The 14587-nt window shown below is 57.9% G+C and carries 10 protein-coding genes; 8 read left to right on the forward strand and 2 right to left on the reverse strand.

The window, feature by feature from the left end; all coding sequences use genetic code 11:
* The first annotated feature begins 4 nt into the window (after window positions 1–4).
* Genes BLT38_RS19185 through BLT38_RS19200 form a run of 4 tightly spaced genes read left to right on the forward strand, consistent with a single transcriptional unit; the run spans window position 5 to window position 7868 of the window.
* Entirely contained in the window at window positions 5–1027 is a 1023-nt protein-coding gene (locus BLT38_RS19185; protein WP_083346624.1) for an AAA family ATPase, read from the forward strand.
* A gap of 3 nt (window positions 1028–1030) precedes the next feature.
* Entirely contained in the window at window positions 1031–1921 is an 891-nt protein-coding gene (locus BLT38_RS19190; RefSeq protein WP_083346625.1) for a DUF58 domain-containing protein, read from the forward strand.
* A 38-nt stretch (window positions 1922–1959) separates the two neighbouring features.
* Entirely contained in the window at window positions 1960–3993 is a 2034-nt protein-coding gene (locus BLT38_RS19195) for a vWA domain-containing protein (RefSeq protein ID WP_083346626.1), read from the forward strand.
* Window positions 3990–7868: a hypothetical protein gene (locus BLT38_RS19200; RefSeq protein ID WP_083346627.1), complete on the forward strand. Its 3879-nt coding sequence runs from the start codon at window positions 3990–3992 to the stop codon at window positions 7866–7868. The genes BLT38_RS19195 and BLT38_RS19200 overlap by 4 nt, the downstream gene beginning before the upstream one ends.
* A 7-nt stretch (window positions 7869–7875) precedes the next feature.
* Here BLT38_RS19200 and folP read toward each other — a convergent pair whose 3' ends face one another.
* The gene (gene folP, locus BLT38_RS19205) at window positions 7876–8781 is read right to left on the reverse strand and encodes a dihydropteroate synthase (RefSeq protein WP_083347209.1); all 906 of its coding nucleotides are present in this window, start codon (window positions 8779–8781) and stop codon (window positions 7876–7878) included.
* A 68-nt stretch (window positions 8782–8849) separates the two neighbouring features.
* Between folP and dacB the strand changes: the two genes are divergently transcribed.
* Together dacB and BLT38_RS19215 are read left to right on the forward strand one after the other, a co-directional pair.
* On the forward strand, window positions 8850–10475 hold the full coding sequence (gene dacB, locus BLT38_RS19210; RefSeq protein WP_083346628.1) for a D-alanyl-D-alanine carboxypeptidase/D-alanyl-D-alanine-endopeptidase: 1626 nt from the start codon (window positions 8850–8852) through the stop codon (window positions 10473–10475).
* A gap of 35 nt (window positions 10476–10510) precedes the next feature.
* Window positions 10511–11203 carry an SGNH/GDSL hydrolase family protein gene (locus BLT38_RS19215; protein WP_083346629.1) on the forward strand — a complete coding sequence of 231 codons (693 nt, stop codon included), beginning with the start codon at window positions 10511–10513 and terminating at the stop codon, window positions 11201–11203.
* Window positions 11204–11209: 6 nt separating this feature from the next.
* Here BLT38_RS19215 and BLT38_RS19220 read toward each other — a convergent pair whose 3' ends face one another.
* Window positions 11210–11767 carry an HdeD family acid-resistance protein gene (locus tag BLT38_RS19220; RefSeq protein WP_083346630.1) on the reverse strand — a complete coding sequence of 186 codons (558 nt, stop codon included), beginning with the start codon at window positions 11765–11767 and terminating at the stop codon, window positions 11210–11212.
* Between the two features lie 75 nt (window positions 11768–11842).
* Between BLT38_RS19220 and BLT38_RS19225 the strand changes: the two genes are divergently transcribed.
* The gene (locus BLT38_RS19225; RefSeq protein ID WP_083346631.1) at window positions 11843–12469 is read left to right on the forward strand and encodes an HD domain-containing protein; all 627 of its coding nucleotides are present in this window, start codon (window positions 11843–11845) and stop codon (window positions 12467–12469) included.
* Window positions 12470–12628: 159 nt separating this feature from the next.
* Window positions 12629–14584, forward strand: a complete 1956-nt coding sequence (locus tag BLT38_RS19230; protein ID WP_083346632.1) for a DUF5715 family protein — start codon at window positions 12629–12631, stop codon at window positions 14582–14584.
* The last annotated feature ends 3 nt before the right edge of the window (window positions 14585–14587 follow it).

Consider the following 14587-nt stretch of genomic DNA (forward strand, 5'->3'; position numbering starts at 1 on the left):
CCAGATGGCCTTCACCGATCTTCCACCGGATGCAGCACAACTTCAGCAGCGCATTGAACGATTTCATGCCGTGCGCGAGGGTATTGTTCAGCAGGTTCGCCAGGTCATCGTCGGGCAGGACGATGTGATTGAGCAGGTGCTCATTGCATTGTTTGTTGGCGGCCATTGTCTGCTGACAGGCATGCCCGGCACTGCGAAGACATTGATGGTGCGCACCGTGGCGGAGGCACTTGGGCTGGAGTTTCGACGCATTCAATTCACGCCTGACTTGATGCCGTCAGACATCACAGGCACGGACATTATTGAAGAGGATGCATCGACGGGGCATCGTCGGTGGACGTTTGTGCAGGGGCCAATCTTTGGCAATGTGATTCTCGCCGATGAAATCAATCGCACACCGCCGAAGACGCAGGCTGCGCTGCTGGAAGCAATGCAAGAGCGTTCCTGCACGGTGCGTGGGCATATCTACAAACTGCCTTCTCCCTTCTTTGTACTTGCCACGCAGAACCCAATTGAACTGGAAGGAACGTATCCACTGCCCGAGGCACAGTTGGATCGCTTCCTCTTCAATGCGGTTTTGGATTATCTGAGTCCTGAAGATGAATTGAAAGTAGTAGACCTTACCACTGCGACGCGCATACCGAAGATCAGCGCAGTGACCACTGCCGAGGAGTTGCTTGATTTTCAGAAGCTGGTGCGTGAGGTTCCCATCTCAGAGACTCTTGCGCGCTATGTGGTGGATCTCGTCCGTGCCACGCGGCATAAGAGCGACAACGCGCCCGAGTTTGTGAAGAAGTATGTGAGCTACGGCGGAAGTATTCGTGCGGCGCAGTTTATTGTGCTGGCCGCGAAGGCGCGTGCATTGTCGCGCAAGCGGTATCACGTGTCGCAAGAGGATATTACGGCGGTGACGATTCCCGTACTGCGACACCGCATCCTGCTGAACTTTCATGCGGAATCGGAACGTATGGATGCGGACAATATTTTGACGCGATTGATTGCCACCGTGCCAAGGCCGAAGGAGTAGAGTTTGCAACGATTCCTACAACCCGCGGTGTTATCGGCTATCTCTTCGCTGGATCTGTTAGCGAAGACGGTGGTGGACGGCTTTGTGGCTGGGTTGCACCGGTCGCCTGACTTCGGCTTTTCGCAGGAGTTCGCGGAATATCGCGCGTATGCGCCGGGCGATGATCTGCGGCATGTGGACTGGAATCTTTTTGGACGAACGGATCGCACGTACATCAAGCGATATCGCGGGGAAACGAATTCGCAGTTAACGGTGCTTCTCGATGCGAGCAACAGCATGCAGCTTGCGAGTACGGATGTGTCAAAGATGGATTATGCCCGCTATCTCGCAGCGTCGTTGTTTTACATGGCGATCAAGCGGCAGCGCGACGCCGCAGGTCTGATTGTTTTCGATGACGAGGTACGCGAGTACGTGCGGCCTTCCGCACGCTCAGGGCAGATGGTGCGATTGATGGGCGGCCTGGAACATGCAGAGCCGCGTGCGCGAACGGACTTTGGCAAGCCTCTGCATCACTTTCAACAGTTACTACATCGGCGTGGGATCGCGGTGGTGGTTTCGGATTTTTATGAAGAGCCGGAACTGATTGTGAAAACAATTGAGCCATTACGCTTCCACGGCAATGAAGTGGTGTTGTTTCATGTGCTGGATCCGCAAGAGGTGCGGATGGAATTGAAGTCCGCCTCAGTGCTTGTGGATCTTGAGACCGATCAGCGCATTGAAGTGATTCCGGAGTATGCGAAGACAACGTATCGGCAGAAGATGCAGGCGCATATTGAAGCGTTGCGCTCCAAGGCGCGTGCGGCGGGACTGGATTATCGGCTGTTGTTGACGGATCAGCCGTTGGATCATGCGTTGCGTGAGTATTTGACGTTGCGACAGCGAGGGAATGCATGACAACGAACAGACATTGCAGAAAGGAGATGCATTAAACCGTGGGATTTCTTGCGCCGTGGTTTTTGGGTGGATTACTCGCGCTGGGTGTGCCGGTGTTTGTACACCTGCTGCGGCGTCATGTCACCGTGCCACGGCCTGTCGGTTCGTTGATGTTCTTTGAACGCGGGACACAGAGTTCCACGAAGCATCGGCGGCTGAAGTATCTGTTGTTGTTTGCGCTGCGAGCGGCGTTGGTTTTGTTGGTGGTACTGGCGTTTGCGAATCCATTTGTGAAGCGGCCGGCGACTGATCCTGCGGGACGGCTGATGATGATTGTGCTGGACAACTCGTACAGCATGCATGCGGGAACTCGCTTTGTAGATGCAAAGCGAGAAGCGTCAGAGATGCTGGCGAAGCGGCCTGCGTCGCAGCGGGCACAGATCATTGCGCTGGGTGGGCAGGTGCAGGTGCTGACGCAGGCAACGGACGATGGCGCTCAGTTGCGATCCGCACTGGAGAGTATCCAGCCTGGTGACGGACATGCGAGTTATGGCGAACTGGCGCGTACGCTGCGTTCGTTGCGCGAGGGAAGCAGACAGCCTGCAGATCTACATCTGTTTAGCGACGCGCAGAAGTCCGCGATGCCTGCGAGCTTTGCAGATATGGTGATGCCGCCGGATGTGGCGTTGATACTGCACCAAGTGGCGAAGGGAAGTCCCACAGAGAACTGGACAGTCGCCAGCGTGGATGCGCCTGCGGAGATTGCAGATGTAAAAGATCCGAAGCAATCGCGTGCGCGCGTGACGGTGACCGGATTTCATACACGTGCGGCGAAGAAGAGTGTCTCACTGCTGGTGAACGGACACATCGTTGCGACCAAACAGATGGATGTGCCGGAGAATGGTAGCGCCACCGTGGAATTTGCACCGCTGGATGTGGCATACGGATTCAACCGTTGCGAGGCGCGCATTGATGGTGGAGATGCGTTTGCGGCGGATGATGTGAGTTACTTTGCAATTCGTCGTTCCGACCCTGAGAAGGTGCTGTTTCTACACGGCATCGGTGATGCGCGTTCGGAGGTGTATTACGGTTCGGCATTAGCTGCTGCGGCTCGCGCTTCCTTCACACTGCAGACAACGAGTGCGGCAGCGGCAAATGATCTGGATCCTTCACGATTTGCGTTTGTTGTGTTGTCGGATGCCGTGTCGTTGCCTTCCATCTTTGAACACAATCTGCAGGATTACGTGCAGAAGGGCGGCAACGTGCTGATAGCGTTAGGCACCGCCGCGGGTCATCACGCGAGAATTCCGCTGTGGGGGAGCGATGTCAAGGACACCCATAGCTATAGCTCGAATGCTCCTGCCACGGTGGGGCAGGTGGACTTTACTCATCCCTCTCTGCAAGATGCGCAGCCGGGACGTGATAACGGTGGATGGGCCGAAGCGAAGGTCTTTTACGCGGCACAGGTGGACGCAACGAATGCTCACGTGCTGGCGCGATTGAATGATGGAACGCCATTGTTGCTGGACCGCCCGATGGGTGAAGGACATGTGCTGTTGCTCACCACTGGGTTAGATAACCTGACGAACGATCTGCCGCTGCATCCAGTATTTGTGGCGTTTGTCGATCGGAGTGCCCGTTATCTTGCAGGGGCTGAGCGACTGGCCGGTTCACGCATGGTAGATAGCTTTGTGGCTCTCCGAGCAGGCAATGCGTCGACCGCGAATGTTGAGGTGATTGATCCCGATGCGAAACGTGCCCTGTCGCTGGAGGAAGCACGTACAGCGCAGACGTTCCGGTTGGAGCGTACCGGGTTTTACAGTGTGCATTTTGCCAGTGGCCGTGATGCGGTGATTGGCGTGAATGCGAATCGGCTGGAGAGTGATCTGGAGCCGATGCCGCAGGATCTGCAGCAGTTGTGGGCAGGAAGTAACAACGGTGAGGCGCAGAGCCAAACTGTTGAAGCGACTGGCGATGCGAAATTTCAGCGCGTGAGCATGTGGTGGTGGGTTATGCTGCTGGCACTCCTCGTAGCGATTGCGGAGACGGCACTCTCCGGCAGCTACATGGCCACGCAGCGGGAGGATGCATGAGTTATCAAGGCGAACTCCGCGGTTATATTGCACGCATCCGGCAACGGTTGCAGTTGTTTGCAGGCGTGCGTGGCGTGGCAATCTTCTTTGCGACTGCATTGGTGATCACGCTGGCACTGGTGTTGTTGCTGAATCACTATGCGTTCCCTCATGCTGGCACAATCCAGGCGCGCGTCGTATTACTTGCTGCGCTTGTTCTGGTTGCATTTGCGGGCATTGCGTGGCCACTGTGGCGGATGACAGCGTCACGAGCGATTGCAAATTTAGAGGCTTCGCATCCTGAGCTTGAAGATCGGTTGACCACGTTTCATCAACGTGAGGAAGAGGCAAATCCGTTTGTTGAGTTGTTGGCAGCGGATACGCTGACACGAACAGAGCATGTATCGCCACGGACGGTTGTGAGCGCGCCTACCTTAGCGATATTTGCAGGGGCTGGCGTAGCGTGTGTTGCCGTTTTGCTATGGATGATCTTTGCTGCTCCGGGTTACGTGGGCTATGGCGCATCGCTGTTGTGGCGTGGCGAACGCAAAGCTGCGCAACCGCTGTATGCCATTGCGGTGCAGCCCGGCGATGTTACGGTCCGGCGCAATAGCGATCAACTCATCACGGCACAGGTAACGAATCTGCATCCAGAGCGTGTGGAGTTGTTCGCGCGCTTTCATAGCAGTAATGGATGGGAGCCGGTGGCGATGCAGGCGATCCCGTCTGCCACGGGCAACGCGAGTTATCAATTCACGTTTACTGGTTTGCCTGAAGATGTGGAGTATTACGTCACCGCGGGGCCGCTTTCCTCGGAACATCACACGGTGCGTGTGGCCGATCTTGCTGCAGTGAAGTCCGTAAAGGTGACGTATCACTACCCTGCGTGGACGGGACTGAAGACAGAGACACAGGAGCACGCCGGCGACCTGCGTGCGATTGAGGGCACGCAGGCAGAGTTGCAGATTGAGATGGACCGGCCATTGAAGGATGGCAATCTTTCTCTTGATGATGGGCGCACGATTCACCTGGAGCCAGTCGAAGGCAATCGTTACAAGGGAACGATTGCAATGGCGAAGGATGGTGCGTATCACGTCGCAGGTTCTGCTGATGGCAAGTCGGTGCGGTTGAGCGAGGACTACTTTATCGCCACCGATAAAGCTGAGCCGCCTCAGATTGCGATTGAGAAGCCGGGGCGTGACTATCGTGCGAGTCCGATTGAGGAAGTCACGGTTGGCGTGAAGGGCGGCGCGCAGTTCGGGCTTCGTGACATGCATCTGCATTACAGCGTGAATGGCGGCCCCGATAAAGACATTGCCATGTTGAATAAGCCGGGCGCGCGTGATGCCGATGGGAAGTACACGCTGCGGCTGGAGGATTTCAAGTTGCAGCCGGGCGATCTCGTCAGTCTGTATGCAACGGCACGTGATGGTCATGCGGAGTCGCGGACAGACATTTCGTTTATCCAGGCTGATCCGTTTGAGCGTGAGTTTTCGCAATCGCAACAAGGTGGCGGCGGAGGCGGTGGTGGAGGTGGACAGCAGGGCGGCAATCAGACTGATATTTCGCGACGCCAGAAAGAGTTGATTGAGCAGACGTGGAAGCAGATCAACGACAAGACCGCGACCGACAAGACTGCGAAGGCCCAAGGAGATTTTCTTTCCGGGGCGCAACTCAAGCTGCGAGATCAAGTGAACGCACTGAGCGTGCGCGTGAATAGTCGCGATCTTTCCGAAGCGAATGAAGAGTTCACCACTTTTGATAAAGCAATGCAGGAAGCAGCAAAGAATATGCTGCCTGCGAGCGAGAAGCTCTCGGTGACGAAGTGGCAGGAAGCGTTGACGTCAGAGCAGAAGGCGCTACAGGCGTTGCTGCGTGCAGAGGCGACGTTCCGGCAGATTCAGGTAGCGTTTGGCCAGCAAGGCGGCGGTGGCGGTGGTGGAGGGAACAGCACTGGGCGCGATCTGGCTTCGTTGTTCGATCTGGAGTTAGACACAGAGAAGAACCAGTATGAGACGGCGCGCACCTCCTCTCCGCAGGAGGAACACCAGAAGCAAGTCGAAGATGCGTTGGCCAAGCTGGATGCATTGGCGAAGCGACAGGAAGAGTTAGCGCAGCAACAGAAGAATCCGCAGCAAGCATTTCAAGAGCGTTGGCAGCAGGAGATGCTGCGGCGTGAGGCGGAACAGTTGCAGAGGCAGATGGAGCAGCTTGCGCAGAACAATCAGAATGGCCAGCAGGGTTCGCAACAGAGCGGACAACAGGGGCAATCTTCTTCGCAGAGCGGACAATCGTCCTCACAGAACGGACAACAGGGTGGCCAGCAGAGTGGTCAGGGTTCTTCCTCTTCCGGTAGCAGTGGTCAACAGCAGGCTCGCGGTGGAAGCAGCGGATCGCAGGGGAACACGGATCAGCGCATTGAGCAGGCTTTGAATCGTGTTCGCTCTGCGAGCGATGCCATGAAGCGCGCAGGAACTCCGGGCGCAAATGGCCAGAGCGCTGAGGCGCAGCGACAGGCGGCTGAACGTCTGCGTGAAGCGACGAGTCTGATGGGCGGTGCGCAACAGTATCTTGCGGGCAATCGCATGGGCCAGCTTTCGCGAGAGGCAGATCGCATTCAGCAGGAAGAAAAGACGCAGGCTCAGCGCATCGATGACTTCACCAAGCAGACCCAGAATCGCGACTTCAACACGCAGGATTATCAGAATCTCATGCGCCAGCGGAACCAGCTTGCAGGCGATCGACAGGGGTTGTCGGATAGCTTGTCGAAGTTGCAGAAGAACATGCGCGAGGCAGCGTCGGGCATGGCCGGGAACCAGCCGGACGCTGCGAAGAAGGTGCGCGATGCATTGTCCGAGATGGACAACAGTGATCTCGACAACCGCATGCAGCGCAGTGCGGACTGGTTGCGCAGTGGCGTCAATCCGAACAGCAACGGCACGGAAAAGGGCATTGCGGATGGCTTGTCGAAGCTATCGCAACAACTGCACGCTGCATCCGGTGCAGTGGGCAGTGGCAACGGGCAGCGTCCACAAGATACCGGTAAGCCCGATCAGACTGCGGCATTAGGGCAGGTGGCGCGTCTCCGTTCGGAACTGCAGGCGATGCAGGCTTCACGGCAGGGCAACGGTTTGAATCGCGGCGGCAGTGGCCCGCAAGGGAACGGTCTGCAGAATCGCAACGGCCAGCAAGGCCAAGGGCAGCAGCAGGGGCAGGGACAACAACAAGGCCAGGGTCAGCAACAGGGCAATGGATCGCAACAGGGGCGCGGTGGCCAGCAATCGGGAGGCTCTCGGCAAGGCGGTGGTACGCAGTCTGCGCAAAATGGTGGTGGCGGCCAGAATGGCAATGGGCAGATGGCAGGGAATCGCAATGGCGGAGCTCTGACACGCGGCAATGGACGCGATGGTTCTACGGATGATCGCGGTGGCCAGATGGGCGATTTAGGCGATCGCGTGAACGGCGGCGGTGGCGGGCGCGGGACAGTATTTGGTGGCGCCAATACCGGCAACAACACATATGCGGCGGGGGGAACGGTATTTGGTGCGAAGGATACTTCTGACAATCCCGCCGATACGGAACGGAACTTTCAGCAATCGTTGCGACAGTTGCAAGCGTTGCGCGGCGCGGTAAAGGATGATCCGCAGGCGCAGAAGGACCTTGCTGAGTTGACGCGACAGATGCAGAATCTGGATCCGAAGCGATTCCCGGGCAACCCCTCGATGGTGGAACAGATGCATAGCGAGGTGTTGCGCACGGTGGATCGGCTGGAGCTTGAGCTTCAACGCAGTGGGGACACCACCGCTCACACAGGAACGCCGCAAACAATTCCTGCGGGATACAACGATTCTGTTGCGGACTACTATCGTCGGCTGAGTAAGAACAGTAGCCGCTGAGCGCGTCTCAGAATGCCGCTTCGCGCACTGCGTCTGTAACGGCCATGGCTTCACGCGTGCGTCGAATATCGTGAACGCGGACGATGTGCGCCCCAGCAAGTGCGGCAATCACATTTGCCGCAGCAGTGGCTTTGTCGCGCAGATGCGGCGCGGGTACTTCATCATCGATCTTTCGCAACACTTCGCCAAGGAAGCCTTTGCGTGAAAGGCCTGCTAGTAAAGGGAAGCCAAGCTCCTGAAGTCGATCCATCTCGTGCAACAGGGTCCAGTTTTCATTCCCGACCTTGCCGAAGCCGAATCCGGGATCAAGAACAATGCTGGATCGCTCACATCCCGCAAGCATCAGGCGCAATGCCGTTTCTCGCAACTCTGCCAGCACCATCGGGACGATCTCGCGCGGCTCCAGTGGAGCTTGCTTCGCCCATTCAGATGGGAGTCCACGCGTGTGCATAGCGATGACACCGCAGCGTAACTCCGCGCAGGTGGCGGCCATCTCTCGATCCCACAGCATGCCGCTCACGTCATTCACAATTTCCGCGCCAGCTTCTATCGCCTGCCGCGCAGTGGATGCGCGATAGGTGTCCACAGAGATGATGGTTTCAGGCCGCGCATGCATCAGGTTGCGAATCAGCGGCAGGATGCGTGACTGCTCTTCGCTTGCGCTGACAGCATCGGGTGTCCCTGCTGCAGTGCCTGGACGAGTGGATTCGCCACCGACGTCAATGATGTCCGCGCCATGGTCCAGCATGTAAAGCGCGTGTTGCAGGGCAGAGCTTAGGGACACATATTCGCCGCCATCTGAGAAGGAATCAGGCGTGACGTTGAGGATGCCCATGACCAGCGTGCGCTTGCCCAGAGGCAACGTACGCGTGCGCAGTTTCCATTCGTATTGGCCACGCGGCGCGATCTGCATAGTTTCATTGTAGGAAATGCATGCGTGCTTGACTCCGAAACTGGCCATAAAGCTGTACACTCAGCCGCATGAGCTTGCGCTTTGTGCCTGCCCTATTGCTGTCTGTGTCGATTGCGTCAGCCTGTGCGCAGACGCAGGCATTGCCCACGTATGACGGTCTTCCGCTGGCGGAACGCGTGCAGCGCATTACCAGCGAGCCCAATGTGGTGCGGGCGCACTGGGGCGTGCGAGTGACAAAGCTGGACGGAACGCCGGTGTTCACCATGAACGATGTGCAACTGTTTCAGCCGGCATCGAATGCGAAGCTGTTTACTACTGCCACGGCAATGGCGTTGCTTGGCGCAGACACCACCTTTGAAACACGCGTGATTGCGAGCCCTCTCAAGCCGATCCACGAGGGCAGCCTGGATGGCGATTTAGAGCTTGTGGGCGACGGCGATCCGAATCTCTCCGGCACCACGTTGCCATATCTCTCACCGGCACAGAGGCCGAAGCTCGATCCGAATGCGCCACCGGTTGATCCGTTGCGATATCTTGCGCAGCTTGCGGATAAGGTTGCGGCGACAGGGCTCAAGCATATTGCGGGAAACATTGTTGGCGATGACACGCTGTTTCCTTACGAGCCGTATCCCGAGGATTGGAGCATTGATGATGCAGTCTGGGGTTATGGCGCGCCGGTCTCTGCGCTGACCATCAATGACAACCTGATCAACATCAAGTTGAAGCCGGGTGCTAAGGTTGGCGATCCGGTCACGTATGAGCTTTCGCCTGCGATGCCCTGGTATTCCATTGATACGGTGGATGCCAAGACCGGTGAGGCGAAGAGTGGATCACACCTGGCTATTGAGCGCATGCCGGATTCGCGCAGTGTCCGCATCTACGGAACGATTGCGATTGATAGCGAGCCGGACAACGAAGAGTTGGCAATCAATGATCCCGCGGATTATGCAGCGACTGCGTTCAAGATGTTGTTGGAGCAACGTGGCATTAAGGTAGATGGCAAGCCGGTCAGCAAACATCGGTTGCCGCAGAATGAAGGCAGTTTTACAGTGGAGGCGCGTAAGCCAGTAACACTGCCTGCTGCAGGTGAACTGGCACATCGACCAACAGGCCTGGCGCCTTCCGGAGCCGACCCGACGATTCACGCCACGTTAGCGTCGCTGACTTCGCAGACCGTAGCGACAGACATGATGCTGACCAACAAGATTTCCCAGAACCTGCATGCGGAGATATTCCTGCATCAACTGGGTGCTGCGTTCGGCAATGGTTCCACACTCAGCGGTGCGCGCGTGGTGAGGACGTTTGTGACGCAGCGCGCGGGTGTAGACCCGGAAGACTTTATCTTCTTCGATGGATCAGGCCTGAGTGGGCATGATCTGGTCACGCCGCGCGCCATCACGTCGTTGCTTCAATACGCCGCCACGCAGCCGTGGTTTGCCACGTGGAAGGCGACGCTGCCTGTCGGTGGCGAAGATGGAACATTACGTGCGCGTTTTCCCGGTGCGCCCATGAAGGATCATGTTTTTGCGAAGACGGGAACGTTGAGCGAGGCGCGTGCGCTCTCGGGCTACATTGATTGCGCCAGCGGGCAGACTCTCATCTTCTCTGTGATAGTGAATGCGCATACGCCACGTACCAGCGACGACATGAAGGCTATGGACAGGATTGTGTCTGCGATCGCTGCCACGAATTGACGGGGCGACGCAGTTGCCAGTGGCGCTGCAGGAATGTGAACATCATCCGCATGAAGCTGACGCCGCATCTTCTTGCTCTGTGTCTTATCTTTCCTGTCGCTCTGAACGCGCAGGCAAAACATTCGCCTGATCTGCGCACAGAAAAGATTGAATGGACATGGGCCGATCGGCCCGAATCGCCCAATCCTGCTTTGCCAAACGTTCTGCTGCTGGGCGATTCCATTACACGCGCCTACTATCCTGCAACTGCGAAGGCGCTGGACGGTGTTGCGAATGTGTATCTCTTTGCCACGTCCGCATGCAGCGCTGATCCTCGTTATGCAGGGCAATTAAAGGACTACATGGCACTTGCTGCTGTGCCGTTCGCGGTGGTTCATTTCAATAACGGCATGCACGGATGGCGATTCACTGAGGCGGAGTATGCGGCTTCGCTGCCGGGCGTGGTCGGCACGTTGAAGAAGCTACAGCCGCAGTCGCATCTCGTATGGACGAACACCACGCCTGTTCGCAAAGACTCGGATACAGGCGCAACGAACGCTCGCATTGACCAGCGCAATCGCGATGCGGCACAAGTCATGCAGCGGCTGAAGGTCTCCATGGACGATCAACATACGTTGATGCAGCCGCACACAGACATGCACGCCGACGACGTTCACTGGAATACGGCAGGCAGCGACCTGCAGGCAGAACAGGTCGCCGCATCGATACGGAAACAGCTAGGCCACTGAGGCTTGTTACACCGTTGCAGTTCTGTAGGAACGCTTCACGCTCAGCAGTAACAGCAGGCGTGAGAAGCCGGTGAACAGAATCGAGAATCCCAGCAACGTGCCGATCACCCACGTGGCGGCTGCAAGAACATGTGCCCAGATGATGCCAGCCAGCACCAGCGAGATGACACCGTCGAGCAGCAACCATCCGGAGCCGGGAATGCGTCGCGCAGCAAGGCCGCCCACAAGCTCCGCAATGCCCTTGATGAGAAGGTATGCGCCGAGGATGGCGGTCAATCCCACCAGTCCGGCCAGCGGATGCATGAGTGTGTAAATGCCGCAGAAGAGATAGACGAGGGCGACAAAGAACTCCCAGATGTGCGCACCCAAACCGCGTACCTGCCATCCGAGCACCAGATGGAGGAAGCCCATCAGGATCAGACCCCATCCAAAGATGGCTGTCACCGCCACGCCTGCCAGTAGAGGCATTGCCAGGGCCAGCAATCCGATCACAATCATCAGCACGCTGATGGCGATGGAGACACCATGAGAACGTTCTGTTGCGACAACATCTGTTTCAGCCATATCAAAACTCCTCCCCGCCTCATGGTGTCCCTTCCCGTGGCACAAGTCCACCGGAAAAACATGTAGTCTGCAGCGATGGAAACCTTTGAGACGCAAGAGGGCTGGCGAGGCGCGATCGTACGTCGCATCCGCATAGAAGCCCTGCCCCCGGAAAAGTTCTCGCACCAGGCGCGGCTCTATGCGCTGACTCGGCAGATTGCCGCTAGTTTCACTGAGCCGGTGGATGATGACGTCCTTTTTGGCGCGACGTGGGTGCATGATCTTGGAGTGTTCCTTGGACATAGGCCATCGGAGCCGGAGGCATTGAAGCGGTGGAACTCCACGGCCTATACCGTTGCCCATGCAGGCGCGGTCCTGCGCGAGTGCGGTTTCCCAGAGGAAAAAATCGCTGCTGCGGTCGAGTGCATCCGCACGCATGAGGCTCACGGAGAGCCCACTACGATTGAGGGAACGATCCTTCGTGATGCCGACCTGCTGGAGCAACTGGGTGCCGTGGCAGTGATGCGGACAACGGCAAAGATCGCGCAGGACACGCGCTTCATTACCTTCGCTGACGCAACGCGATCGCTGGAAAAAGCGCTTGCAACAGTGCCACCGCAGATCCGGCTGGAAAAGGCGAAGGAGCTTGCCGCGCCACGCATCGCTGCGTTGCGAAGCTTTCTGGATTCACTACAGCAGGAGTCGGGTGGCTTGTTGGATTAACGGCGTTAGGCTCCTCACAGAAACATCCGGGCCTCAACGGTCCGGCGCATGCACCTTTCAGAAAGGACTCGTTATTTCCTCGCCACGTAACAAACTGGTAACGACTCACGCCAGTCACTTACGGGAATCGGAGGGCGCGCCTAGTCTGAAAGGGCTCTGATGTTTGATTCTCCGCGGCCAGCCAACGGCATGCCCGCGACCCCCAACGGAACCGTCTCCCGCTCTCTTTCGGTGCGCACGGTGGCGCTTGCCCTTGCGGCAACGCTTCTGCCCACCCTGAGTTATGCTGCCACCCGCCACACCGCCGTTCATCCTGCTGCAAAGCAGGTAAAGACTGCGCCTGCCCATGCAACAACTGCCAAGTCTGCGAAAGCCCATCGCAATACGGAACTAGACCGTGCAGAAGCTGCTTCGCGTAAGCCTGTGAAGGGCCGAGTTGCGAAACAGGAAGTTGCTGCGAAGCCGGAAGCCGCCAAGCCTGAGGTTGCTGTAAAGAAGCGCACCGGACGCGAGGCCATTGAGGCTGCGCGCGCTGAAGTGCGTGGCGCTCATGCAGCATCGCAGACAAAGTCTGCCCCCGCTCCTGAGGCTCCTGTTCGTAAGGCGACCGCGCCGGTGGAAGAGGCAAGCGCCGATCGCGCCACGCAGGATCGTGTGCATGCTTGGTACAAGTCGCGCTCCGCTGGATCCTCTGATGAAACGGCAGACGTTGCTCCTGCGAAGTCAACCGTTGCGAAGGCAAAGCCGGTGAAGGCTGTTGTCGCACCCGATCTCGCAACCACAGCTCACAAGGCCACGGTCGAAGACTTTGACCGAGCTCTGGAACAGCAGCGGCAGGCCATCCGCACGGCGCAGGCGCAGAACATGGCGCGCACCACCGATGACGATGATGCTGCCGAGGCCGCCACGCAGATTCCGCGCACCGCACCCACAGCTCGTGTTGCTGCGCCATTCGTTCATGGTGATTTGTTGGCACAGGCTGCGGACGATCAGCCCGGTTCGTTGCCGGTGCAGGCGTCGCTTCCCGCTGCGAAGCTGGATCGCCACCTTGAGAAGCATCCAGACACTAAGCCCGACGCGGAAGTGCTGGCAAAGACGCCAGACGGCCTGGATTCGGCGTCGCCCTCGCGCGTTCGTGTAATTGCTGCTGAGACGGCATCCGCCGATGTGCCGAAGGTGAACCTGCCCAAGCCGATCTCCATTCGCAAGGATGCAGCGCCCGCCGTTGTTGCGGTGAAGGCAGCGGCAAAGAAGCCAGACCTGGACCCGCAGACGGCTCAGGCGTTGACCGACGCCACGTTTGACGATGACAACGATGCTCCAGCGGAAACCACTCGTAGCATCAAGGCTGCACCGGTTGTGCGTCGCGCTGTTGTCGCCAGCGATGAGGATGCGGCAGACGCAGCCGTTATTCCTGCCGTCAAGGTCGATCTTTACGACACCAACGGACGCATCAAGATGCTGCCCGCCATGAAGGGCAGCCACGAAATTCTGGTGCACCAGAACCAGATGGCTGTTGCCGATGGTCTGGATCGTATTGAAGACGACGATCAGCTTCAGCAGATGCGGCATTACAAACTACTGGTGTCGTTGCCGAACAACGAATCCATCATGGTGAATGACACCATGCCCGCAAATCGGCGCTATGCGCGTCCGTGGACGGTTCGTTTCCTGAATGATCTTTCGCGTGCGCACTATGCCCGCTTCCACACACCGCTGGTCATCACCTCTGCGGTGCGCACGGTCGAATTTCAGAAGCACCTGGTTCGTATCAACGGCAATGCCGCACCGCCCACCGGCGATGTTGCTTCGCCACATCTTTACGGACAGGCCATCGACCTCGGCAAACGCGGCATGAGCATGACGGAAATCGCATGGATGCGCGCATACCTTACGCCGGTGGAATCTTCCGGAAAGGTCGATGTGGAGGAAGAGTTCCAGCAGGCCTGCTTCCACATCAGCGTCTATCGCCGCTACCTGGGCTTGCCGCCGAAGAAGAACGGACCCGCACCGGATGCATTGCCGCAACGGAAGATGGAACTGGTAAAGGCTTCACCGGCTCCGTCCAAGCGCCGTCGTCATATCTCTGCGTTGCTTGCCGCCGGAGTGCGTTAGAGC

Origin of the sequence: Terriglobus roseus, assembly GCF_900102185.1 — a bacterium.
Taxonomy (GTDB): Bacteria; Acidobacteriota; Terriglobia; order Terriglobales; family Acidobacteriaceae; genus Terriglobus; species Terriglobus roseus_A.

Excerpts from the sequence above, each read along its gene's own strand:
- dacB (WP_083346628.1), top strand. The coding sequence starts at position 8,850 with ATGAGCTTGCGCTTTGTGCCTGCCCTATTGCTGTCTGTGTCGATTGCG.
- folP (WP_083347209.1), bottom strand. The coding sequence starts at position 8,781 with ATGCAGATCGCGCCGCGTGGCCAATACGAATGGAAACTGCGCACGCGT.
- BLT38_RS19225 (WP_083346631.1), top strand. The coding sequence starts at position 11,843 with ATGGAAACCTTTGAGACGCAAGAGGGCTGGCGAGGCGCGATCGTACGT.
- BLT38_RS19185 (WP_083346624.1), top strand. The coding sequence starts at position 5 with ATGGCCTTCACCGATCTTCCACCGGATGCAGCACAACTTCAGCAGCGC.
- BLT38_RS19220 (WP_083346630.1), bottom strand. The coding sequence starts at position 11,767 with ATGGCTGAAACAGATGTTGTCGCAACAGAACGTTCTCATGGTGTCTCC.
- BLT38_RS19200 (WP_083346627.1), top strand. The coding sequence starts at position 3,990 with ATGAGTTATCAAGGCGAACTCCGCGGTTATATTGCACGCATCCGGCAA.
- BLT38_RS19230 (WP_083346632.1), top strand. The coding sequence starts at position 12,629 with ATGTTTGATTCTCCGCGGCCAGCCAACGGCATGCCCGCGACCCCCAAC.